Genomic DNA, 23,946 nt, shown 5'->3' with positions numbered 1-23,946 from the left:
ATACCTCCAGAAAATAGGTATCTATTGGTACTTTATCTAATGATTGCTACTGTCACCGGGGCATTTGCTCAAAGCTCGACCATAAAAGGGAAGGTCAGCGGGGGACAGGGAGACGCACTCCCTGGCGTGAGTATTGTGGTCAAAGGCACCACGCAGGGAACAACGACAACGGCGGATGGTACTTACACCCTCAACGTACCGAATAAGAATGCAACCCTGGTCTTTTCATTTATTGGCTACGTAAGTCAGGAAGTCGCGATTGGAGGCCGCTCGGTTGTTGACGTCAAGCTGGTGGACGACATCAGTACGCTCAACGAAGTGGTGGTCGTGGGCTATGGTGAGCAGAAAAAAGAAACCATTACGGGTTCTGTAGCCACCGTAAAAGGAACGGACTTGGTTAAATCACCAGCCATGAACATGAGTAACTCCATCGCGGGACGGATGCCGGGCGTTATTGCCACTAACTCCAGCGGTGAACCGGGTTATGATGGTTCTAAAATCCGGATTCGGGGTTCCAACACCCTGGGGAACAACGACGCCCTGATCGTAATTGACGGGGTTCCGGCGCGGGCCGGGGGTTTCGACCGGATCAACCCGGCCGATGTGGAAAGCATCTCCGTTTTGAAAGATGCCGCAGCCGCCATTTACGGTTCACGGGCTGCCAACGGGGTTATTCTGGTAACGACCAAACGCGGTAAAACCGGTAAGCCGGAATTATCCTACAGCTTCAACCAGGGCTTTTCGCAGCCAACGGTTATTCCAAAAATGGCAACCGCTGCGCAATATGCCCAGTTGAACAACGAGATCAATGTGTATAACCTGCCCGCTCAGTACTGGAAAGCCGCTTCGGATGCGTTCAATACCACGGGAACGTTTACCCGGCCGGATAACGGAGCCATCGCCAAAGCCGCCTTCACGCCCGACGATATCAAGAAGTTCAACGACGGTTCGGACCCCTGGGCGCACCCCAACACCGACTGGTTCGGCGACGCCCTGAAAAAATGGTCACCACAGGTGAAACATACGTTGCAATTGATTGGAGGAAGCGAAAACATCAAATACCTCGTATCGGCCAACTACCAGAATCAGGATGCCTATTACAAAAACTCCGCAACGGGTTACAAGCAGTATGACTTCCGCCTGAACCTGGATGCCAAAGTCAACAAGTACATCAATACCGTGGTTGGTGTGGTTGGTCGTCAGGAAAACCGGTTTTTCCCGACCGTTGGTGCGGGTGCTATTTTCCGGATGCTGATGCGGGGGTATCCCAACAAACCGGCTTTCTGGCCAAACGGGCTACCCGCTCCTGACATCGAAAACGGTCAGCAGCCGGTTCTGGTGACAACCAGCGCAACGGGTTACGACCGCGATACGCGCTACTACCTGCAAAGCAATGCCACCGTTAACATCACCAACCCGTGGATTGCTGGTCTGAAATTCAGCGGTAGCGTAGCTTTGGACAAATACATTCAGCAAGGCAAAACCTGGCAAACGCCCTGGTACGTCTATAGCTGGGATTACACATCGTACGATGCCAACAAACAGCCTATCCTGAACCGGGTAGCCAAAGGACCGGCTCAGGCAACCCTCAACCAGTATACGAACGACCAGTTCAACTCCCTGCTGTCGGGTATTTTGACGTACGACCGCGTATTTGGTGCGAACCACGGCATCACCTTGCTGGCGGGGATCACCAAAGAAGCCTCCAACTCGAACGGTTTCTCGGGCTATCGGAAGTATTTTGCTTCAACGGCCATCGACCAGTTATTCGCCGGTGGTAGTGCCGAAAAAAACAGCAACACCACCGCTGCCTGGGAACGGGCCCGGATGAGTTATTTCGGTCGGGCGGCTTATAACTACAAAGAAAAGTACCTCGCCGAGTTCCTGTGGCGGTACGATGGTTCCTACATGTTCCCGAAAGCAAGCCGGTGGGGTTTCTTCCCGGGCGTATCGGCGGGCTGGCGTATTTCCGAAGAAAACTTCTTCAAGAATGCCATTCCGGCCATCAACTCCCTCAAATTGCGGGCGTCATACGGTCAGTTGGGGAACGACCAGGTCTATTTTAATGATGCCCTGCGCGAATACGATTACCTGCCAACGTATGCCTATGGCGATGCGGCCAATGCAAACTGGGGTTATGTAACGGGCGGCCAGGTGGCCCAGACGCTGTATGAAAACGGCGTACCGAACACCACCCTGACCTGGGAAGTAGCTAAAAATGCGGACATTGGTCTGGAAGGATCGGCCTTGAACGGCAAGATTTTCTTCGAATTCGACGTATTCAAGAACAATCGCTCGAACATCCTGTGGCGCAAAAGTGCTTCCATTCCGCAAACCACCGGTATGACCCTGCCTGCTACCAACATCGGTAAAGTAAGCAATAAAGGGTACGAATTCCGGGTGGGTTACAACGGCCAGGCCGGTGAACTGAAATACAGCGTCAGCGTAAACGGCGGTTATGCCAAGAACACCATTACGTTCTGGGACGAAACACCGGGCGCTCCCGAATGGCAACGGTCGACGGGCAAGCCTATCCCGAGCAACGTCAACGATCCGAACCAAGCCAACGGTACACTGCTCTACCAATATGACGGTATCTTCGTTTCGCAGGCCGACATCGACAAAAACACCCTGGATTACAGCGGTGTCGGTGCCAGCTTGCTGCGCCCCGGCGACATGAAACTGAAGGACATCAACGGTGACGGCAAGATTAATGGCGACGACCGAGTTCGGGCCGACCGCAACAACCAACCCCGCTTCCAGGGCGGTTTCAACGGAACGCTGGCCTGGAAAGGCTTCGATTTCAGCATGCTGATCCAGGCATCGGCGGGTGGCCAGATCTTCCTCCAAACGGAGTCGGGCACCATCGGTAACTTCCTGGCGTGGAGCTACGATCACCGCTGGACAGTTGACAACCCAAGCTCGGTTGATCCCCGCATTGTTGACCGGAGCAACCAGTACTTCTCCAACGGTACGAGCTACTGGCTGAGAAAAACCGACTACATCCGTCTGAAGAACGTCGAAATTGGTTATTCGCTGCCTAGCACAATTGCCAGCAAAATCGGTCTGAATAACTTGCGGGTTTACGTAAACGGACTCAACCTGGCTACGTACGCTCCGGCGATGAAAGGTATTTTCGATCCGGAATCGACCAGCGGCAGCGCGCAGTATTATCCACAGGCACGGGTTCTTAACGCCGGTTTAACAGTTAGTTTCTAAACCAAACGCTCAATCAAGACATTATGAACTATATAGTAAAATGCCTGTCGTCCACCCTGCTGTTGGGCGCGACAATGGTAGCTTGCAATAGCGACTTTCTGGACACGAAACCGCTCGATAAAGTGTCGGGCGACGCGGTCTGGTCGGATCAAAACCTGGCAGAAGCTTTTGTGACGGGCGTCTACAATGGCCTGCGGGACGGCATTCTGGACCAGATGAGTTTGGATTGTCAGACCGACAACGCCCTCTACAGCTTTGGTAAACAGGACGTTACTGAAGCAAACGTAAGCCCTTCCAATTTAGGAACGGTTAAAAACACGATGGAATGGGGTGCCATGTATGCCCGCATCCGGGCGGCCAACATTGCCATTGCCAATCTGGCGAAACCCAAGTTCGACAATGCAACGGTTGCCGATCGGATGAAGGGTGAAATGTACTTCATGCGGGGTTATTTTTACAATCAGCTCCTGCGTTACTACGGTGGCATTCCGATCATCAAGTCGCCGTATACGCTGGACAACCCCGATTTCACCATCGCCCGGAATACGTACGAAGAGTGTGTGAATGCCATCGTGAGTGACCTGGATTCGGCCGCCATGCTGCTGAAAGGTAAAACCCTCACCAGTGGCCGTGCTACGCAGGGAGCTGCCCTGGCGCTGAAATCGCGGGTGCTGGTGTATGCCGCCAGTGATTTGCACGACATTCCGACCGCCAAAGCCAAGTCGACCGTTATTGCCGCAGCGACCAAACCCGAACTTCTGGGGTATGTCAGTGGCGACCGCGTTGCCCGCTGGACGAAAGCCCGCGATGCCGCCAAAGCTGTGATCGACCTGAACCAGTACGGCTATAAACTGAACCTGACGGCTCCTGTTTCGGCTGCGGAAGGCCAACAGAACTACATCAATGCGTATTTGTCGCGCAACGGTGGAGAAGCGGACGGTATTTTCCTGAAATACTACATCCGCGCTTCATTCGACGACTGGGGCTCGTGGTATCCGCGCAACAACATGCCGAACGGCTATCACGGCTGGACATCGAGTGAACCAACCCAAAATCTGGTAGACAACTACGAAATGATGGACGGTACGAAGTTCGACTGGAAAAACCCGGCCCACGCTTCGGCTCCCTACGAAAACCGTGATCCCCGTTTCTACGCTTCCATCCTCTACGACGGCGCTCAATGGAAACCCCGTACGCCCGATGGAGCCGGTATCGACCCGGCCGGTCAGATTCAAATGGGTGAATACGAAGTAGGTAGCTCAGCCGCTCCCACGAAGTATTCCGGTTTGGACACGCGGAACAGCTCGATCGAAAACTGGAACGGAACCTGGACGGGTTACGCCATCCGGAAGTTTATGGACCCGGACCCAACCCTGGTGGATCAGAACATCCGTCAGGAAGTACCTTCCATTCAGATTCGGTTTACGGAAGTGGTGTTCAATTATGCTGAAGCGCTGATTGCACTCGGACAGGAAGCCGAAGCCAAGACGTGGATCAACAAAATTCGCTTCCGGGCGGGTATGCCGGCCATTACCGAAACCGGTGCCGCGCTGGTGACCCGGTTCCAGAACGAAAAAAATATCGAAATGCTGTTTGAAGAACAGCGGTTCTATGACGTTCGACGCTGGATGACGGCCCCGGCTACCCAGGGAAAACAGGCCCAGATCATCATCATTTCGGGCAAACTCAAACCCGGCAAAACCGTCACGACGTATAAGTATAGCAAAGACAACTACAACTATACGTACAGTGTGCAGGATCTGGGGACTGGTAAGGAAAACCGGAAATGGCACGACAAGATTTACTTCCTGCCGATCAGTCGGGATGAAATCAACCGGAACAATAAACTGGTACAAAATCCCGGTTATTAAGTCGGTCTGTTGGTTTAGCGTAAAACTGGTGCCAGCACATAGCTATGTGCTGGCACCAGTTTTTGGTAATAATTCGCTCTTCTGCCATGAAACGAATACTCTTTATACTAGTAGGACTTGGATTCGTTACCCAGCATACCATTCTGGCCCAGGCCACCGAAGTGATTCGGATCAAGGCCGGAACGGGGGGAGAAAAGGCGGTTCCTATGGCAGCCCGGTATCGATACGAGCAGTTTCGCGACGGCAAAGTCGTGTACGTCAACGGAGTGATGTCCGCAGCCCGCTTCAACTACAACGTTTTGCTGGGCGAAATGCAGTTCATCGATTCGCGGGGTGACACGCTGGCGCTGACCGAAGAACCCCGGGTTAGAATGGTTGGTGTTGGAACAGACGTATTTTTGTATGATCCCCAAAAAGGGTATCTGGAAATCATTGCCGATTATTCAACCGTAAAACTGGTCGCGAAGCGGGGATTAAAAATGGCGAGAAATGAGCGAATGGGCGGGTATGAGCAATCGTCCGGTTCGTCGGCCATTACCCGGTATGACTTTTATTCGTCGGAAAATGCGTCGATGAATAAGCTCGACGGCCGGGGTGATCTGGTGGTAATAAAAGGCAAAGACTATTTTATTATTGACCGGAATAACCGTTCTTACCCGATGAATAAAGCGAATGTATTGAAAGCGTTTAGCAAACACCGTGAAGAGGTAACGGCCTTCCTGACGAGCGAATCCGTTGATTTCCACCAGGAGAACGACTTGAAAAAATTGCTCAAATACTGTAGTGAATTGCAATAAATAATCCTTCTGTGCCTTTATCTGCTGCTAATTTTATGACGTTCTATTTTCGTGCGGTCGGTGTTTGTTTTATTCTGACGATGGGCTGGTTTTTGAGTAGTTGCCGGGAAACGTCTTCGACCACTGAGCAGAAAGCACCCGACAACACGCCCCCGCTTTTTACCCTGCTTTCGCCCGAGCAAACCGGCGTTACGTTTACCAATACGTTGAACGAAGGACTGAATACCAACGTGTTGATGTACGAATATTTTTACAACGGTGGCGGGGTGGCCGTCGGCGATCTGAACGGCGACGGTTTGGAAGATCTTTACTTCAGCGGCAACATGGTGCCGAATCAGTTGTATCTGAACAAGGGCAGCAAAACCGCTGGCCCCATTCAGTTTACCGACGTAACGGCTGCTGCGGGCGTGGCCGGGCGCGAAGGCCCCTGGCGGACGGGCGTGGCGATGGCCGATGTCAACGGCGACGGGCGGCTCGATCTGTTTCTTTCGTATTCCGGAAGTTTGCCGGCTCCTAAACGAATTCCCCAATTATTCATCAACGACGGCCCCGATGCGCAGGGCATTCCCCATTTTTCCGACCAAACCGCGCTCTGGGGTCTGGATAAACCGGGTCAGACGACGAAAGGCACGTTTTTCGATTACGACCGCGATGGCGATCTGGACCTGTTGCTGCTCAATCATAATCCCCGGCTTTTGCCCATTCTTGATCCGGACGCGACGGCAGAACTGGTAAAACAGGTAAACCCGGAAATCGGCATCCGGTTGCTGCGCAATACCGGAAAACGGTTTGAAGACGTCACCGAAAAATCGGGGCTGTCCAGTTCCGTGCTGAGTTATGGCCTGGGCGTGGGCGTTTCGGACCTGAACGCCGATGGCTGGCCCGACCTGTATATTTCTAATGACTACAACGTTCCCGACTTTCTGTACATCAACAACCGCAACAAGACATTCACGAACCAGCTAAAGAATAGCATAGGCCATACGTCCCATTTCTCGATGGGAAACGATGTGGCCGACGTCAACAACGACGCCCGGCCCGACATCATGACCCTCGATATGTTGCCCGAAGACAACCGGCGGCAGAAACTTTTGCTGGCCCCCGATAATTACGAAAAATTTGATCTGGCCGTCAATTCGGGCTTTTATTATCAGTACATGCGGAATATGCTGCAACTCAATGTCGGCAATGAGAAAGGGGCCGTCGGAACGCCTGAGTTCAGCGAACTGGGGCAATTGTCGGGTATTTCGAACACCGACTGGAGCTGGGCACCGTTGCTGGCCGACTACGATAACGACGGCTGGAAAGACCTCTTTGTCACAAACGGCTATTTGCGCGATTATACCAACCAGGATTTTCTGAAGTACATGGGCGATTTTCTGCTAAACCGGAAAGTCATGCGTGAAGATCTGCTGCAACTGGTGTATAAAATACCGGCTTCCGACGTGACCAATTACGCCTTCAAAAACAACGGTGACCTGACGTTTTCGAATGTCAGCCGGGCGTGGGGCATGAATCTGCCGTCGAACAGCAACGGAGCGGTTTATGCCGACCTGGACAACGACGGCGATCTGGATCTGATCATCAACAACATCAACAAACCGGCTTTTATTTACCGGAACGAAACCAATACCCGTTCCAAAAACCATTATCTGCGCGTAAAACTGGAAGGTTCCGGCGCCAACCGGTTTGGGCTGGGCACCCAACTAACCTTGTCCCGGAAAGGCCAGCAACAGTACCTGGAGCAAATGCCGTCGCGGGGCTACCAGTCGACCGTATCGCCCATCCTGCATTTTGGGCTGGGCACCGACGCTACCATCGACACGCTGCGGATCGTCTGGCCAACCGGCAAACAGCAAGTGCTGACCAACGTAAAAGCCGATCAGCTGCTGGTGGTGTCGGAAAAAGAGGCAAAAACCACCCCAGGCCCTTCGTCCCCTGCTCCTACCCTGTTTACCGAAATCAAATCGCCGGTTGCTTATCAGTCCGCCAAAAACAGTATCAATGACTTTAAACGCCAGCCGTTGCTGGTCAATCCGCAGTCGTTTGCCGGACCCTGTCTGACCAAAGCCGATGTCAACGGCGACGGTCTGGAAGACGTGTTCGTGGGGGGCGGAAGCGGTCAGGCGGGGGGCGTTTTTCTCCAGCAACCGAACAAACAGTTTCTGCAAAAAGCCCAGCCCGCGCTGGAAACCGACAAAGCCAGTGACGATACCGACGCGGTTTTCTTCGATGCGAACGGCGACGGCTTTCCGGATTTGTACGTTTGCAGCGGTGGCTACGCGAATTTTCTGCCCGACGATGTGCTGCTGCAGGACCGGCTTTACCTGAACGACGGAAAGGGCAATTTCACCAAAAATCCGGCGGCATTACCCGTCATGCGCACCAGCAAAAGCTGCGTCCGGGTGGCCGACATCAATGGCGACAAAAAGCCGGATCTGTTCGTGGGGGGCCGGGTGATTCCGGGTCGGTATCCCGAAACGCCCCCGAGTTTCCTGCTGATCAACGACGGAAAGGGCAATTTCAAAGACCAGACGGCCGCTCTGGCCCCGGATCTCCAGCGCATCGGTATGGTGTCGGATGCGGCCTGGACCGATCTGAATAATGACAAAAAACCGGAGTTGGTCGTGGTGGGCGAGTGGATGCCGGTGGCGGTTTACGGGAATGTGAACGGCAAATGGACCGATCAGACGAAGACCTACTTTGAGAAAGAATACCGCGGCTGGTGGAACAAACTGCTGGTCGACGACCTGAACGGCGATGGCAAACCGGATCTGGTGGTGGGCAATCAGGGACTCAATACGCAGTGCAAAGCCAGCGATAAAGAACCGGCTGAACTGTTTTACAAGGATTTCGACGACAATGGCGCCGTCGACCCGATTCTGTGTTTTTACATTCAGGGCAAAACGTATCCGTACGTAACCCGCGACGAATTGCTGGATCAGATCAGTTTAATGCGACCGCGTTTCCCGGATTACAGCAGCTACGCCGATGCCACGATGCAGACCATTTTCACCGAAGACGAACGGAAAGACGTCAATCGACTGGAGGCCAATTTCCTGAAAACCGCCTATTTTGAAAGCTCCGCTCAGGGGAAATTCAAGGAAAAAGCGTTGCCGGTGGAAGTGCAGATTTCGCCGGTTTTTGCCCTGACGGCGTTCGATTATGACCACGACGGGCAGAAAGACCTGCTCCTCGGCGGCAACATCAACCGGGCGCGGTTGCGGTTTGGGAAGTACGACGCGAACTACGGTATTCTGTTGAAAGGCAACGGCAAAGGCCAGTTCGCGTATGTTCCGCAATCTCAATCCGGTTTCCTGCTCAAAGGCGACGTCCGAAGTATGTTGCCGCTTGGAAATACGGTTTTGTTCGGGGTGAATCAGCAAGGTGTTAGGGCCTATCTTTATAAATGAGTTATAACACAGGGTTTATCAGAGGAAATCAGAGCTTATCAGAGAAACACTTTGGTTAACTCTGATGCTCTCTGATAAACCCTGTGTAACAACCTCTTATAGTCAATGAAAAAAATCTTTTTCTCTTTTTTACTGATACTTGTTGTAAGCGCTTGCAAGACTGAAAAGACGCCGGAGCTCAGCAACCGGGAGATTACCAGGGTTATTACCGAGATGACCGAAGTCATGATTCACGACGTGACCAACCCTCCCCTGGCGGCCCGGTTTTTCACCTATGCCTGTCTGGCCGGCTACGAAGTGATTGCTCAGAACGACAAAGCCTACCGGAGTATGCACGGCGTTTTGAACGACTATCCGGCGATTGAAAAACCGCAGGATGCCAGCGGCTATGCCACCCACCTGAGCGCGATTCTGGCGATGCTCAAAACCGCCCAGAAGATTCAACCGTCGGGCAACCGGCTGGAAGCACTGGAAAAGCAGTTGGTCGATTCCTGCCGGACCGCGGGGTTTTCCGACGACGTCATTACCCGTTCGACAAACTATGCGGTGGAGATCAGTAAACAGATTTTGAAATACGCCAAAGCCGATCGATACAACCGGATCAGCAATTATCCCCGGTATACGCCCTCCGAAAAACCGGGGAGCTGGTATCCGACCCCGCCGGGTTATTTTGCCCCGGTCGAGCCGTATTTCAATACCGTCAGGCCGTTTACGCTGGATTCGGCGGCTCAGTTTAAGCCTGCGCCCCCAGCCGCCTATTCTACCGATACGAAGTCGGCTTTTTACCGGATGCTCCTTCAGAATCAGCAGGAAGGTGGAGCGACGCTCGCCGAAGAGCACCGGCAAATCGCGGCTTTCTGGGATTGCAATCCGTTTGCGCTCGAAAACAACGGCCACATGCTGGTGGGTTTAAAGAAAATTTCGCCCGGTGCCCACTGGATGGGCATTACCGGAATTGCCTGCGCCAAAGCAAAGAAAAGCTTCGCTGAATCGCTGAAAATTTATACGGCGGTAGCGATCGGCCTAACCGACGGTTTCATCTGTTGCTGGGACGAAAAATACCGCAGTAACCGCATCCGCCCCGAAACCGCCATCCGCAAGCTCATCGATCCGGACTGGAAACCGTTTCTGCAAACACCTCCCTTCCCCGAATACCTGAGCGGCCATTCCACCATCTCGTCGGCTTCGGAAGTGATTTTGACCCATTATTTCGGTGATCATTTTGTGTACACCGACACGGTTGAAGAGCGCTACGGCCTGAAAGCCCGATCGTTCCATTCCTTCCGCGAAGCCGCCATCGAAGCCGGTCTTTCGCGGTTCTACGGCGGTATTCACTTCATGGACGCCATCGACCAGGGCCGCGCGCAGGGTTTGAAAGTGGGCGAATGGGTGGTTAAGAAGGTGGAAAAATAGAACCGCCCTGTTTTTCTGCTTAGCCCCTTACTCCACCTTTACATTCTGTACGCTATTTCTGCCCGGCGGAAAGGTGTGCCGCCATTTTTCGCCATAAACCGACTTGTAGACAATCGTTATCTTCACTTTACTCAGACTCTCACGAATCGCCCGCTCGGCTTTTTTATTGCGCAATTCAATGAGAGCCACCCGTTCACCCTGCGGGATAACTTGTTCTTTCCAGAGATCGCTGACCATGCTCGTGCTGTCGACAACGTGAGCCTGCTTTAAAATGGCATTTTCAAAATCGGAGACGGATGCGTATGCTTTCCCGGCATAATTAAATGAAGCTTCTTCAATAAAAGCGGGACCAAGCCCATTGTTTCCAATCATAATGGCATACCCATAATTCCCGTCTTCCATTTTAGAGGTATTGTAGCTATCCAGAATCGGCATTACGGATGCATATTGCTGTGTACGTTGCAGATACGCCTGGTAAAACGTGATGCCGATGGCGCAAAAACTGGAAACAACCGCCAGAATACTCAAATAAGTATCCAGCGATACGACGACTTTACGGGTCCGGTTAGCCATAAATGACAAAGAATACTAGTTTAATCCTTTCATTTTAAGTACCAAATTAGTTAATTCCAGTCGGACCATCCCACTAATTCTATCCCAATTTCCTTTCCCATATGAAGTCAACTGTAGTGGTTTTGCTTTTACTAGGCAGCCTTAAATCGTTTTCCCAGGAAATTAAAAACCCGTCCCCAAAACCGGATAGTAGCATTCAACTCGATTTCGAAAGTGCGAAAGCAATTACCAATCTGTTTACCAGAACGAAAACAAGCGACGCCGAACTGGAACAGATTGCCAACCTGTATGGCAGCCAGCAGTTGATTAAAAAGGTTTCCAGTTACGATAAAACCGGAACGGAAACCGTCTTCAAACAAACGCTGCGGGACATGGTGGAAAGCAAAACCGTAAAAGGCAATGATCCTTTCGACTGGAAAGCCGTTAAAACGAAACTGCCTGAAATCCGGCAATTAATCCGGCAGCTGGAGACAAAACCGTCACTCGTATCGGATGTAAAAGCCCTGATTGCGCCCTATTCGCCCGCTGATCTAAAGGTAACGGCCCGGGCTTGCTTTTTGGTCGGCGGAGGATCCCTGGGATTCACCATTGGTGGCGACGATACCTTTAATGTGGCTTTGCAGAAAATCGGTAATGATTATGACGGATTGATCTACCTCGTTGCGCACGAACTTTATCACACCATTCAGCAGGTGGGCGAGCGAAACCGGACAAAACAAAAAACCGCAACCGCCCCCCCAAAGCCGATTATCAATACATACATCCTGCTGGCCAATCTTTGGGCGGAAGGATCGGCGAATCGGGTCGGTGATTTTACAAAAATCAGGAATCCAGGCAAATTTTCGGAATCGCAACAGAAAGACTATGCGCGGAACGGCGCACGCGCACGGCAGAATTTCGCCTTGTTCGAGAGTCTGCTATTTTCCGCTTTTCACGATTCCACCGCCAACATTAGCGAACTTTACAACATTGGTTTTACCGTCGCTTTTGACGAAACCTGTTACTTTACAGGATACCGGATGGCCACCGTAATCGAAGAATACCGGGGAAAAGAAGTTCTGGCCGGTTTAATAAACAAAGACCCCATCGAATTCTGCCAACTATATATCGCTATTTATAAGCAATTTCCAGACAAGAATATAATTCGGTTCAGCGGCTCAACCGAGGCTATTTTAACAAAAATGGACGCCTGGAAAAATAAATTTTAACGCGATTATAGGCAATGTCCGACTTATCAGCGGGCAAATTCCCGCCGATACCGGCAAATCAACCGGAACCGGATACGTCCATAGAGTAGGCTTCGGCCCGCAGTCTGGCTAACGACTTCCGATACCGGAATCAGGCTCCCAGATATAAAGCCACCAAGGTATCGAGTTGCTCCTGCTGGGTAAATCGATCCGATGAAGAAGGCAGTTCCCAACTCAGCTTAGCACCGGTAAAGGTTTCTACCGTTCCGGCAATTCGCTGCAACATCTGCTCGAGTTCCCCCGGAGTCATCTTTGATAGGGTGGCCGGATTGGCCGTAAATTGCTCAATAATTCTTTTTTCAAGTAATGCGGTCATAGGAGTAGTTCGTTAGTGTGGTTAACCAGGGTGTTGAGTAAATCAGAAAACATTCCGTCATTCATGTACTGTTTATAGACAGGAAATGTTTACCGGAGGTTGTCAAGAAAACCAAAAAATGAGGGTATGAAGATAAATTTTTAATTCAGTGGCAAGCGTGATGCATTAACGCGCCAATCAGCCGTCCTGTAGTAAGACGTTGCGAATCGAAAAAGTAACGGATCGGAGAAAAATAAATTGCCGGAACAGACGATTTCGTTCCGGCAACTCGCTATCGGATTTAATGTAGAGCGAAACCGTGGTTTATGAACCAGGGTTTGAAGCGGTTTTTCCGATTATACAGTACGAAAACCGGCAGAGTTATTCACACTGGTTCCGACAAAAAGACGCCAGAGGCTACAATTTAATTAGTCGTTTACGCGCTTATATTTTTCAATGATAACGCGGTCGATACCCAGTTTTTCAAGCTTTTCAACGCCTTTCTGAACCAGCGTATCATTTACAATTTTCACCACAAACTGAAACGTATTATTTTCCCATTCCTTGTCGATAAAGTATTCCAGATGCTCGGTATACGTACTATCGACTAACGTATATTTTCCGCCCCCTGCCGTAAAGGCAGCAGCCGAAGAGTCCTTTCCCTGGTTTACCGGATGACTTAAGAAAGCAAAATGAGTGGCGTTAATAATTTTAATCATTTTCTGTTTCGGATTAAACGTAGAAAAAGTGGTGTCTTTTTCCGTTGCTGTTGCCGAAATCAATTGCCAGGTGCCCACAATCGGCACCGAAGCCGGTTTTGAATTACACCCATACACCATCAAAACAACGACTAGTAAAATCCGTAAACGGTCGTATTTTCCATTCTTAATTTTTTGATTCATAGCCGGCGGGTAACGGTTTAATGGGTAGCTAATGTAGTCTGTTTATTCCGTAAAACTACTAGCAACAAAGGACTAACCAAGTAGCAATACGCACAAATTCTGATACCAATAACGGCCTGATCAACGCATCCCGCGTCGTTCGTCCGAATGCTCCCTACGTTCGGCTGTCGTCGATCGGGCAGCAGGTCCGGTGACCGCTAAAATCCGGTCGCTTCGCCCAGACCACGACGGCTTGCCGCGGCCTCACTTCTTCAGCAGGAACAGTTGCAAATACCGCTCTTTTCCTTTTGTAACAAACCGGTTATACGCCAGCTTATCGCCTTTATTCGACCAGACAATACCGTTCCAGGGCTTTGCGTCATCCGGCGCGCGGGGCGTCAACCGCTGGAAATCGCCCGTCGCTACCTCCGTCACAAACACGCTGTTATCGGCGGCATAGGCAATCCAGCGGCCGTCGGGGCTAAAATTGAACGTCGTCTGAATCGGGAAAGGCTGCCGGGTCAATTGCCGGATGGCGCCACCGTTGGGCGAAACACCAAAAATCTGAATCGTTCCGGTCGGATCTTTCGCCAGAAAACCGATCACCGAACCGTCCGGTGGCGTCCGCAACCAGTGGCGGGGTCCTTCTGCGCCCTGCTCCGTAAACGTGATCCGGCGCTGACGCACGCCTTTGGGCGGGTTCGGACGGGTGGTTTCGGTACCCTCCAAAGGCTGACCGTCAGCAGCTTGGGTCAGGTCGTCGGGCAGGTCGGCCACGAAGATTTCCGTAACGGTTTTGCCCGCCTTGTTTCGTACGTTACCCTGAAAAGCAATGGCCCGCTTCTGCCGGCTTCCGTCCGGTTTCAGGTAACCATTGCTGCCAATCCACCCCTCGTCGAAGGCCTTGTCAATCTCGTCACTCCCCGGTTTGGGCGATTCCGTCGCTTTGGTCACCACCACCGAAAACAGTTCGCCCGGGTTATTTTCCAGGGAACCGTCGTCGGCCACGGTCACCTTACCCAACGGGGCCATTACGCCCACCACGCGCAGGTCTTTCACCGCCGGATTGGTTTTGCTCAACACCCTGAGCGGATAATCATTGTACGTAAAGCTAATCCACTGACCGTCCGCGCTCCACATGTGCGCGTGCGTACCGCCCCGCAATGCCCCCGGCGTAAAGGGCGGTTTGACGTTTCGGGCATCCAGAAAAATCGGTTTTCCGGGTTGGTCGATATCAATAGCGACGCCCGTCCGACGGTCAAAATCGTACGGTTTCTGCTGGTTGGCATTGCGAATTCCGTGAATGAACAGGACCCGGTTTTGCGTGGGCGAAAAGGTGGCCGCGCCCACGCCGGGGCCAAACTCGGTCTGGTGCTCAGTCTGATAAAGCGGCCGGATTTCGCCGGTTTCGACGTTCACCATTTCAATGGAGCCCGTGCCGCCAATGCCGCCGTCCTGGTTTCGGGTGTCATACACCAGCCACTCGTCGGAAGGAGAAAAAGCCTGGTTGTTGTGAATCGTATGCCCTTTGGCATCAAACGTAAGTTGGTGTTCGGTAAAATTAAAATTCATTCGTGTGTGAGGTTTAGGAGCGCAGGCCTGTATGCCCACGCCAAAAAGTAGCCAGCCGATCCGGGATTTCATTTGGGTTTGTTATTGGAGATAATTTCGCTTGTATTCGAGTGGGGTTACGCCTTTGATCCGCTTGAAATGCCGGTAAAAATTCGACAGATTATTAAAGCCGCTTTCAAAACAGATGGACTCGGCGCTCAGTTTATTTTCGACCAGCGCCCGGCACGCGTGACTAACGCGAATTTCCGTCAGAAATTCATGGTAGGTTTTGTGCGTCATCAGTTTGAAATACCGGCAAAATGAGGTCACACTGAGATTGGCAATGGACGCAATTTCTTCCAGACCAATTTCTTTAGCATAATTCGACAAGGTATAACTGCAAACCTTATTGAGTCGCACCGTTTCCAATTCGTTCGATTGGTAAAAAGCCCGCTCCGATGTAATAGTCTCCATATCAGCGGATTGCGACAACAATTCCAAAATCGACAGCAGCACAATCAGGCGTTGCAGCGAGTGGGCTTCAACGGCTCGGTGCAACAGATCCGCCACTTTTTCGCTTGTTTCTCCCTTGATCAACAGACCCCGCAACGCCTTTTCATACAGCCGCCGGATGGGCTGGGTTTCGGCCAGATTCAGAAAATCGCGACCCAGACAGTCGGGCCGGAACTGCATCACGATCACCTCGACCGGCAAAGCGGGGTCTTCCTGGAAATACGCTTCGTTACACCGCCAGGTATGCGGCAGGTTTTCGCCCACCAGCAACATTTCGCCGGCCGAAAAATTACTGACATTGTCACCAATAAATCGAACGCCCTCGCCCCGGATGATGTAATGCAATTCAAGTTCGGGGTGGTAGTGCCAGATGTTCCCAAAATTGGATTTAACTTCGTGCCGGACGCTAAACGAATCCTGCGCGTTGACGGGTACTTTATGAAATTGCGGCTTCATCCATCAGGAAATGAGACATGATAAAATCGTATAGTAACTAGAAAAATCCAAACAACACAATTGCCGTCGAATGTATTATTTTTGCCAGTAAAATGAAATAAAATACTAGCGCAGTCATATAACCGCGTTTGCAAGCTAATCAAGAAGTATTTATTTTCGTTCACGAACTGAAAAAATTCTTATAAATTATCGTACTTCTCACGCAAGCAATGGCGCGGGAATCCTGATCTGAACCAATGAAAACTCTTCCCGTTGTTGATTTGCTGGTAATTGTAGCCTATCTGGTCGGGATGATTGCCGTTGGCATTTATTTTTCCCGCAACAACAAGAGCGCCGAGCAGTTCACCAAGGCATCAGGCAAGATTCCGGGCTGGGCCATCGGCATGTCGATTTACGCGACCTTTCTCAGCAGTAATACGTTTTTGGGCGTACCGGGCAAAGCCTTCGGCAGCAACTGGAATTCGTTCGTTTTTAGTCTCGCCATGCCGCTGTCGGCCTGGGTTGCCGCCCGGTATTTCGTTCCGTTCTACCGCAATACCGGCGAAGTGTCGGCGTATACGCACCTCGAACACCGCTTCGGGGCCTGGGCCCGGACCTACGCCGTTAGCTGTTTTCTGCTGACTCAACTCGCCCGCATGGGCTCGATTTTCTTCGGAATTGCCCTGAGCTTGCAGGCGCTGACCGGTTACCCGATGGCCACGATCATGATCGTAGTCGGTATTTGCATCATCCTCTACACCGTCATGGGCGGTATGGAAGCCGTTATCTGGACGGAAGTGGTGCAGGGCGTCATCAAAACCGCCGGGGCGTTGATCATTCTCTGGCTGGTCGTCGACGGAATGCCGGGCGGGGTGGACAAAATCATTGAAATTGGTAAGGTCAACGACAAATTCAGCCTGGGCAGTTTTGCCCCTGATTTCTCGCAATCGACGTTCTGGGTGATTTTTCTGTACGGTTTCTTCATGAACCTGAACAACTTCGGGATGGACCAGAATTACGTCCAGCGGTATCACACCACCACTTCGATCAAAGAAGCAACGCGCTCCATCTGGCTGTGTGTTTACCTCTACGTACCGGTTTCGCTGATGTTTTTTGTGCTCGGTTCGTGCCTCTACGCCTATTATATGACCAATCCGGAGTTGCTCGACTCCATCCGGATGCAGGTCGCCGGAGAACGCTTGCCCGACGGCAGCCCCGAAGCCATCCGGCAACTGGCGGCCACGCTGAGCCCGGCCGAATTTGGCGATAAAGTGATGCCGCATTTCATGGTCAACAAGGTTCCGGCGGGTTTGGTCGGCCTGATCGTTGCCGCCATTTTGTCGGCCGCCATGAGCACCATCAGTTCGAGCATGAACGCATCGGCCACGGTTTTCTCGGTGGATATTTACCAGCGGTATCTGAAACCCGATCTGTCGGGTGCCCAATCCCTGCGGCTGTTGTACGTAGCCACCACGGTTTTCGGTGTGCTGGGCATGATGGCCGGTATTGCCATGATTGGCGTCAAAAGCGTGCTGGATATCTGGTGGCAACTGTCCGGTATTTTTGCCGGAGGCATGCTGGGCCTGTTTTTACTGGGCATGATTTCCCGGCAAACCCAGAATACCGAAGCGCTGACGGCCACCCTTGTCGGCGTCCTGGTCATTATCTGGATGACGTTTTCACCCCAGATTCCGGATGAATATGCAGCTCTGCGCAGTCCGTTTCACCTGAATATGATTATGGTCGTGGGAACGCTGACGATCTTTCTGGTCGGCCTGCTGCTCACGAAACTCAAAGGAAAAAAGCTTGAACCTGTTCCTGAACTCAACCCAAAAGATACCGTCCTTAAACTGTAGATTATTCCTAAACCCTAACTTGTTACTGTTCCTCAACCCTAACCCTTTCTTAAGTTGCTACATCGCGTCGATCAGAGAAACAAAGAGCAATTTTGACAAACTCGATGTTCTCTGATTGACCCGGTGTACTTGTTGTTCGAAATCTTCACGTACTCACCATGCCATCCTCTATTTCCTCCGTTGGATCGTTACCTCGTGGTTTCATCCCCGTCATGCTCACTCCTTTTCAGGAATCCGGTGCCGTCGATACGGCAACGCTGGCGCAACTGACCGAATTCTACATCGAAGCCGGAGCCGCCGGGCTGTTTGCCAACTGCCTGTCCAGCGAAATGTATGAACTAACGGAAGCGGAGCGGCTGGCGGTTACGAAACTCGTTGTCGATCAGACGGCCGGACGCGTGCCGGTGGTGGCCACCGGAACCTTCGGCGGACCCATCGCCCGGCAAGCCGACTTTGTGAAACGCATCTACGATACCGGTGTTCAGGCGGTTATTGTTATCACCAGCCTGATTGCCGATGCCGATGAATCCGATGCGGTTTTTCTGGAACGGATGCACGAGCTGATTCGATTGACCGACAACATTCCACTGGGTTTCTACGAATGCCCGGTTCCTTACAAGCGACTGATTAGTAGTGATATACTAAAAGAATTGATTCCCACCGGACGGGTTATTTACCACAAAGATACCTGTCTGGATGAAGCTGAAGTAGCCCGCCGGATTGCCGCTGGTGCCGGGTATCAGTTCGGGTTATACGACGCCTACATGGTCAATGCCGTGTCATCCTTGCGGGCCGGAGCGGCTGGTTTGTCGTGTATTCAGGGCAACGAGTTTCCGGAATTGATCGTCTGGCTGGCGAATAACTACAACAATCCGGACCGCCAGGACGACCTCAACCGCGTGCAGCAATTCTTCGTGGATTGCATGGATCTCGTTCATTCCGCCTACCCGACCATCGCCAAATACACGCTGCAAAAACGCGGATTGCCCATTTCGCTGTATACGCGCCGGGATGTTGATCCGCTAACACCCGCTTTGCAGCACGACATGGATGCGCTGATCGAAACCGCCAACCAGCTTCAGCTGGAGCTGGGAATCGAGCCGGTTCAGGTTGGAAAGCTAATCAGTGAATAGCCCAATTTTAACCCCGGAGGGGTTTCCTGTCAATAGTACAACAACCAAACAATCACCTAAGCCCCAGCGGGGCGTTCTAAAGCCAGGACGCCCCGCTGGGGCTTAGGGACATCCTTCAATATTTTTCCCTGGTAACAGGTGGCTCCTCCGGAGCCAAACAGCCCGGAATCCTTGTTCTTTTTTCAAATTGACACAAAGCTTTTCCGGAGCCAGATAGCCCGGAATTCTTGTGTTCTTTTCAATTAACAGGACGCTCCTTCGGAGCCAGAATAGCTCATACTTATACCATTGACAGGACGCTCGTCCGAAGCCGGGCCATCCTTACTCTTCGTTTCTTTATGAACTACATCAACTTGCTTTTCATCTTTTTATTCGTTTCAAAAACCGCCTTCGCTCAGGAAAGCAACACCATCGGCATGAAGCTGGTCTCCATTCCGACGGGGCGCTATTACATGGGCTCGGAGGGCGAAGGTGAAAATGCCGACGAAGCACCGGTGCACCGCGTCGCCATCAGCAAACCGTTCCGAATGGCGGTTACGGAGGTGACCAATGCGCAATACGAAGCGTTTGACCCCGACCACAAAAAGCTGCGCGGGAAAGCCGGTTTTTCCAAAGACGATGACGAAGCCGTCGTGTTCGTAAGTTATCCCGAAGCCGTAGCGTTCTGCGACTGGTTGAGTAAAAAAGAAGGAAAGCCGTATCGACTGCCCACCGAAGCCGAGTGGGAATACGCCTGCCACGCCGGAACCGTTACCGATTTTTCGACCGGGCGGTTTTTACCCAAAAGCTACCAGAAAAGCCAGAAAACCGACCGTGATCCGGTCGTTGTGTCGCTGAAAGTGGGTCAAACGCCTGCCAATCAATGGGGCATCCAGGACTTGCACGGCAATGTCGAAGAATGGTGTTCGGACTGGTATGGCCCATACGAAGCCGCCGACCAGCGCGATCCGGTGGGCCGGGCATCCGGTTGGTTCCGGGTCACGCGTGGCGGAAGTCACGGCACACCGATGACCTATTTACGGGCCACCAACCGCCTGGGCATGATTCCCGAAGACAAACACTGGCTCGTCGGTTTCCGGGTTGTTCAGGCCGAACAGCCCGCCAGTCAGCCGCTACCGGCCATTCCTGCCAAAGCCAATGCCCAGAATGTTTCTCAAAAACCGTTTTCGTGGAAAACCGTGTCGTCTTCGCAGCCGGTTTTCAGAGAGCCGATTCGGTATGCCAACAAGCCGGATTGTGATGCGGGCGTTCCGTATTATTCGCACAACCACCAACCGGCCATTAGCTGGTGTTCCAACGGCGATTTGCTGGCGATCTGGTTCTCGACCGAAAAGGAATCCGGGCGGGAAATGACCGTGGTAGCCAGCCGGTTGCGCGCGGGACAGTCGCGTTGGGATGCGCCCTCCGAGTTCTTCAAAGTGCCGGATCGCAACATGACGGGAAGTTCGCTCTTCCACGACGGAAAGGGAACTCTCTTCCACATGAACGGCGTCGAAGCCAGTGGCGACTGGCAGAACCTGGCGATGGTTTTACGCACCAGCCGCGACAACGGTGCCACCTGGTCGGCCCCGCAACTGGTGGCACCAGAACACGAAAGGCGGCATCAGGTCATTGCCGGACTGTTTCAAACTAAAGAAGGCTGGTTGGTTCAGGCGTGCGATGCCGACGCCAGTTCGTCGGGTGGCACGGCGGTTCACGTCAGCAAAGATGGCGGCAAAACCTGGGTCGCCCCGTATACGGACCCGCAAAAACCGGACTTTAAAACCGGCGCTTCCGGCGGACTGATTGCCGGGATTCACGCGGGTGTTACGCAGTTGAAAGACGGCAGTTTGATGGCCTTTGGTCGCAACGACAACGTCTCCGGCGCGGACGGTATTCCCAAAATGCCGATCAGTCTTTCGAAAGATATGGGCAAAACCTGGACGTATTCGCCCTCGGAATTTCCGCCGATCGGGGGCGGCCAACGGCTCATTCTCCGCCGGCTGAACGAAGGTCCGCTCCTGTTGGTCGCGTTTACGCATCATCCCGAAGAAACCGACGAAACCCGGAAAGGCATGCTGTTTACCGACGCCAGCGGAAAACCGTACAAAGGCTACGGCATGTATGCGGCTCTTTCGTTTGATGAAGGGAAAACCTGGCCCGTAAAAAAGCTATTGACCGACGGAAAATACCGGTATTTGAACGGTGGAGCCTGGACCGGCGCGTTTGAAATGGATGCCACCAACGCCGAACCGCGCGGCTATTTGGCCCTCACCCAAACCCCTGATAATCTGATTCATCTCATCAGCAGCAGCATTCATTACCGGTTTAATCTGGCGTGGTTGCAGGAAAAAATGGTGCGGGAAACGGCCAAGCCCTAAAAAACAGTCCACGGTTTCAACCGTGGGTTCACAGGGACAAAACGCAATGGCAAAAACCGTTTCAACGGTTTCGGGATATCAAAACCGTTGAAACGGTTCCCAGTCCCGTCCCATGATCCTATTAACCCACGGTTGAAACCGTGGGCTGGGATTCGCCGATACCGTAATCGCTTTTACTACGGTCACAAAACCGGATTCTATCCGTATTTTTGCGGGATGAAACCGCTTCGCATTGCCACCGCCCAATTTGAACACCACAATGGCGACAAAGCCTACAATCTGTCCATTATTCGCCAGTTAGCCGCGCAGGCATCCCAACAGGGAGCCGATGTCATTGCTTTTCACGAATGTTCCATCACGGGTTATACGCACGCCCGGCACCTGTCGCGTGAACAGATGCTGGAGCAGGCCGAACGATTACCGGACAGTGACAGCATTCGGGCATTGACCGAAATCGCCCGTGAACACCACATCGTCATTTTAGCCGGTTTGTTTGAAAAAGACGAACAGGACCGGCTTTACAAGCCTTATGTGTGCGTCGATGAAAACGGGCTGATTGCTAAATACCGCAAACTCCATCCGTTTATCAATCCGCACCTGTTGCCGGGGGATCAGTACGTCGTTTTTGAAATCAAAGGCTGGAAATGCGGGATTCTGATCTGTTACGATAACAACATCATCGAGAACGTTCGGGCCACCACCCTGCTGGGAGCCGATATTATTTTTATGCCCCACGTCACGATGTGTACGCCCTCAACGCGCCCCGGAGCCGGTTTTGTCGATCCGGCGCTCTGGGAAAACCGGGAGCAGGACCCCACTTCGCTGCGGCTGGAATTTGACGGCATGAAAGGCCGGGCGTGGCTGATGAAGTGGCTTCCGGCCCGGGCCTACGACAACGGGATCTACGTGGTTTTCTCCAATCCAATCGGCATGGACGACGACCAGCTCAAAAACGGCTGCTCGATGATTATCGACCCGTTCGGTGATGTGGTGGCCGAATGCCGCACGTTGGGAAATGAGCTGGCCATTGCCCTTTGTACTCCCGAAAAATTGAAAATGGCGGGCGGGTACCGCTATAAACAGGCGCGCAGGCCGGAGTTGTACCGCGACATTATCGGACAGGAACACCAATCCGAGCAGAAAGTGGTTTGGTTAAATCCTGAAGCCGATTCGTAACCGGGGTGCTACTTAACCAGCCAGTCGTACGAAAACCGGGTGTAGACAATTCTGGCGTACTTATCCTTTTCGTATAGCAGGCCAATGTTGCCATCTTTCTGAATCACCAGATCGGAATAAGCCGCCGGACCGCCGTAAATTTCCTTCCCCGCCGACCAGCTTTTGCCGTCGTCGGTACTCACCCGAACGGTTAACTTCGTCCGGCTGGTCTGGCTGTTGGGATTCGAAAACAGCAGAACGTGCTGGCCCCGGCGGGGTTGGTAGTCGATCATGCTGGCCTGACAAACCGGGTCGGGTAAATCCGCGGCCACCCGCACCGGTTCCCAGCTTTCCCCGGCATTCCTGGAAACCGTCAGCAACCGGTTTTTGACGTCCCCCGACTGATTCCGGCTGTTCATCAGCAAACCGCCGTCCGAGGTTTCGGCGGCAATGCTTTCGTTGCTGCCGGGATACGCCACATCCGGGGTTAATTTCCAGGTTTTCCCATGATCGTCGGAATAAAAACCATGCGCCCGGCAATCGCGAAACTGCGGCTGGGCCGGACCGGCGGTGTGGTTGGCTGCGACAAAAATCCGGCCCTTGTAACGCCCTTTCTGTACCTGCAACGCGTGGCCCGGCGTGTTGGCATACCACCGCCAGTCTTCCGCAAACGCATACGCCGGGTTCACATCGGGTTGGTGGGGCCTGGAAACCTGCGTGGTAATGTTCACCGCATCGGTCCAGGTTTGTCCGGCATCGGTGCTGGTTCTGTACCAGATTTCGCGAATGGCGACTCCGGTCCGCAAGTCGCTTTCCGAGACAACCCCGGTGTTGTAGATCAGAAACAGTTTTCCCTGCGGCAAGCGGCTTTCGGTCTGATCAAAAACCGGGGCGGGGTTTCCGGCCTGAAAATTTCCATTGTCGGCAGCCACCTGAAGCGGGCTCCACGTCTGGCCGTTGTCATTACTGATGCGCAGGACAATGTCGATGTCGCCAAAATCGTCGCAATCTTTCCGCCGGGCTTCCGCAAAAGCCAGCAGATTGCCGTTGGGGGCTTTCACAATGGCCGGAATCCGGAAGCACTGATAACCGCCGTCGCCATTCTGAAAAACCGTCGTTTCGGCAGCGGGCGGATTGGAAGCGGTGATCCCGCCAGAAAAAATCAGTTGACAGAGCAAAACGCTGACGGAAAGGAGCACTGTTTGGAACATATTCTGAAGGGTTAGGAAAGGAA

Annotated in this window: 16 protein-coding genes; 10 read left to right on the top strand and 6 right to left on the bottom strand. The window is 52.5% G+C overall.

The features are described from left to right. Positions 1–39: 39 nt before the first annotated feature. The 5 genes from EHT87_RS23365 to EHT87_RS23345 all read left to right on the top strand — a co-directional run bounded on the left by EHT87_RS23365 (position 40) and on the right by EHT87_RS23345 (position 10,713). Positions 40–3,219, top strand: coding sequence for a SusC/RagA family TonB-linked outer membrane protein (locus tag EHT87_RS23365; RefSeq protein WP_229321300.1), 3,180 nt, complete (start codon positions 40–42; stop codon positions 3,217–3,219). Between the two features lie 23 nt (positions 3,220–3,242). Next, positions 3,243–5,090 carry a RagB/SusD family nutrient uptake outer membrane protein gene (locus EHT87_RS23360; protein ID WP_124909097.1) on the top strand — a complete coding sequence of 616 codons (1,848 nt, stop codon included), beginning with the start codon at positions 3,243–3,245 and terminating at the stop codon, positions 5,088–5,090. Between the two features lie 86 nt (positions 5,091–5,176). Beyond that, the gene (locus EHT87_RS23355) at positions 5,177–5,887 is read left to right on the top strand and encodes a hypothetical protein (protein ID WP_124909096.1); all 711 of its coding nucleotides are present in this window, start codon (positions 5,177–5,179) and stop codon (positions 5,885–5,887) included. Positions 5,888–5,922: 35 nt separating this feature from the next. After that, positions 5,923–9,300, top strand: a complete 3,378-nt coding sequence (locus EHT87_RS23350; RefSeq protein WP_124909095.1) for a VCBS repeat-containing protein — start codon at positions 5,923–5,925, stop codon at positions 9,298–9,300. A gap of 105 nt (positions 9,301–9,405) precedes the next feature. After that, positions 9,406–10,713, top strand: coding sequence for a vanadium-dependent haloperoxidase (locus EHT87_RS23345; RefSeq protein WP_124909094.1), 1,308 nt, complete (start codon positions 9,406–9,408; stop codon positions 10,711–10,713). Between the two features lie 27 nt (positions 10,714–10,740). Here EHT87_RS23345 and EHT87_RS23340 read toward each other — a convergent pair whose 3' ends face one another. Then, entirely contained in the window at positions 10,741–11,286 is a 546-nt protein-coding gene (locus EHT87_RS23340) for a hypothetical protein (protein WP_124909093.1), read from the bottom strand. Between the two features lie 101 nt (positions 11,287–11,387). Here EHT87_RS23340 and EHT87_RS23335 point away from each other — a divergent pair, with 101 nt between their 5' ends. Continuing rightward, the gene (locus tag EHT87_RS23335) at positions 11,388–12,494 is read left to right on the top strand and encodes a DUF5700 domain-containing putative Zn-dependent protease (protein WP_124909092.1); all 1,107 of its coding nucleotides are present in this window, start codon (positions 11,388–11,390) and stop codon (positions 12,492–12,494) included. Positions 12,495–12,624: 130 nt separating this feature from the next. On the opposite strand, the gene EHT87_RS23330 is transcribed toward EHT87_RS23335, so the two are convergent. The 4 genes from EHT87_RS23330 to EHT87_RS23315 all read right to left on the bottom strand — a co-directional run bounded on the left by EHT87_RS23330 (position 12,625) and on the right by EHT87_RS23315 (position 16,229). Further along, on the bottom strand, positions 12,625–12,849 hold the full coding sequence (locus EHT87_RS23330; protein ID WP_124909091.1) for a hypothetical protein: 225 nt from the start codon (positions 12,847–12,849) through the stop codon (positions 12,625–12,627). Positions 12,850–13,256: 407 nt separating this feature from the next. Further along, on the bottom strand, positions 13,257–13,730 hold the full coding sequence (locus EHT87_RS23325; protein ID WP_124909090.1) for a DUF4488 domain-containing protein: 474 nt from the start codon (positions 13,728–13,730) through the stop codon (positions 13,257–13,259). Between the two features lie 243 nt (positions 13,731–13,973). Beyond that, positions 13,974–15,281, bottom strand: a complete 1,308-nt coding sequence (locus tag EHT87_RS23320; RefSeq protein WP_124909089.1) for a DUF3748 domain-containing protein — start codon at positions 15,279–15,281, stop codon at positions 13,974–13,976. Positions 15,282–15,362: 81 nt separating this feature from the next. Next, the gene (locus EHT87_RS23315; RefSeq protein ID WP_124909088.1) at positions 15,363–16,229 is read right to left on the bottom strand and encodes an AraC family transcriptional regulator; all 867 of its coding nucleotides are present in this window, start codon (positions 16,227–16,229) and stop codon (positions 15,363–15,365) included. A gap of 236 nt (positions 16,230–16,465) precedes the next feature. Between EHT87_RS23315 and EHT87_RS23310 the strand changes: the two genes are divergently transcribed. The 4 genes from EHT87_RS23310 to EHT87_RS23295 all read left to right on the top strand — a co-directional run bounded on the left by EHT87_RS23310 (position 16,466) and on the right by EHT87_RS23295 (position 22,733). After that, positions 16,466–18,064: a sodium:solute symporter family protein gene (locus EHT87_RS23310; RefSeq protein WP_124909087.1), complete on the top strand. Its 1,599-nt coding sequence runs from the start codon at positions 16,466–16,468 to the stop codon at positions 18,062–18,064. A 158-nt stretch (positions 18,065–18,222) separates the two neighbouring features. Next, the gene (locus tag EHT87_RS23305) at positions 18,223–19,197 is read left to right on the top strand and encodes a dihydrodipicolinate synthase family protein (RefSeq protein WP_124909086.1); all 975 of its coding nucleotides are present in this window, start codon (positions 18,223–18,225) and stop codon (positions 19,195–19,197) included. 338 nt (positions 19,198–19,535) lie between these two features. Further along, positions 19,536–21,557 (top strand): SUMF1/EgtB/PvdO family nonheme iron enzyme, encoded by a 2,022-nt coding sequence (locus tag EHT87_RS23300; protein WP_124909085.1) that lies wholly within the window; start codon positions 19,536–19,538, stop codon positions 21,555–21,557. Positions 21,558–21,773: 216 nt separating this feature from the next. After that, entirely contained in the window at positions 21,774–22,733 is a 960-nt protein-coding gene (locus EHT87_RS23295) for a nitrilase family protein (protein WP_124909084.1), read from the top strand. 8 nt (positions 22,734–22,741) lie between these two features. Here EHT87_RS23295 and EHT87_RS23290 read toward each other — a convergent pair whose 3' ends face one another. Next, positions 22,742–23,923, bottom strand: a complete 1,182-nt coding sequence (locus tag EHT87_RS23290) for a sialidase family protein (RefSeq protein ID WP_124909083.1) — start codon at positions 23,921–23,923, stop codon at positions 22,742–22,744. Positions 23,924–23,946 lie beyond the last annotated feature (23 nt).

It is taken from the genome of Larkinella knui (assembly GCF_003858645.1).
In the GTDB taxonomy this organism is placed as follows: Bacteria; Bacteroidota; Bacteroidia; order Cytophagales; family Spirosomataceae; genus Larkinella; species Larkinella knui.
The sequence above is the reverse complement of the archived record's forward strand: the minus strand, read 5'-3'. Positions and strand labels throughout refer to the sequence as shown.

Bases quoted from the DNA above. Each gene is read 5' to 3' on its own strand.
- EHT87_RS23365 (WP_229321300.1), top strand. From the start codon at position 40: ATGATTGCTACTGTCACCGGGGCATTTGCTCAAAGCTCGACCATAAAA.
- EHT87_RS23360 (WP_124909097.1), top strand. From the start codon at position 3,243: ATGAACTATATAGTAAAATGCCTGTCGTCCACCCTGCTGTTGGGCGCG.
- EHT87_RS23355 (WP_124909096.1), top strand. From the start codon at position 5,177: ATGAAACGAATACTCTTTATACTAGTAGGACTTGGATTCGTTACCCAG.
- EHT87_RS23350 (WP_124909095.1), top strand. From the start codon at position 5,923: ATGACGTTCTATTTTCGTGCGGTCGGTGTTTGTTTTATTCTGACGATG.
- EHT87_RS23345 (WP_124909094.1), top strand. From the start codon at position 9,406: ATGAAAAAAATCTTTTTCTCTTTTTTACTGATACTTGTTGTAAGCGCT.
- EHT87_RS23340 (WP_124909093.1), bottom strand. From the start codon at position 11,286: ATGGCTAACCGGACCCGTAAAGTCGTCGTATCGCTGGATACTTATTTG.
- EHT87_RS23335 (WP_124909092.1), top strand. From the start codon at position 11,388: ATGAAGTCAACTGTAGTGGTTTTGCTTTTACTAGGCAGCCTTAAATCG.
- EHT87_RS23330 (WP_124909091.1), bottom strand. From the start codon at position 12,849: ATGACCGCATTACTTGAAAAAAGAATTATTGAGCAATTTACGGCCAAT.
- EHT87_RS23325 (WP_124909090.1), bottom strand. From the start codon at position 13,730: ATGAATCAAAAAATTAAGAATGGAAAATACGACCGTTTACGGATTTTA.
- EHT87_RS23320 (WP_124909089.1), bottom strand. From the start codon at position 15,281: ATGAATTTTAATTTTACCGAACACCAACTTACGTTTGATGCCAAAGGG.
- EHT87_RS23315 (WP_124909088.1), bottom strand. From the start codon at position 16,229: ATGAAGCCGCAATTTCATAAAGTACCCGTCAACGCGCAGGATTCGTTT.
- EHT87_RS23310 (WP_124909087.1), top strand. From the start codon at position 16,466: ATGAAAACTCTTCCCGTTGTTGATTTGCTGGTAATTGTAGCCTATCTG.
- EHT87_RS23305 (WP_124909086.1), top strand. From the start codon at position 18,223: ATGCCATCCTCTATTTCCTCCGTTGGATCGTTACCTCGTGGTTTCATC.
- EHT87_RS23300 (WP_124909085.1), top strand. From the start codon at position 19,536: ATGAACTACATCAACTTGCTTTTCATCTTTTTATTCGTTTCAAAAACC.
- EHT87_RS23295 (WP_124909084.1), top strand. From the start codon at position 21,774: ATGAAACCGCTTCGCATTGCCACCGCCCAATTTGAACACCACAATGGC.
- EHT87_RS23290 (WP_124909083.1), bottom strand. From the start codon at position 23,923: ATGTTCCAAACAGTGCTCCTTTCCGTCAGCGTTTTGCTCTGTCAACTG.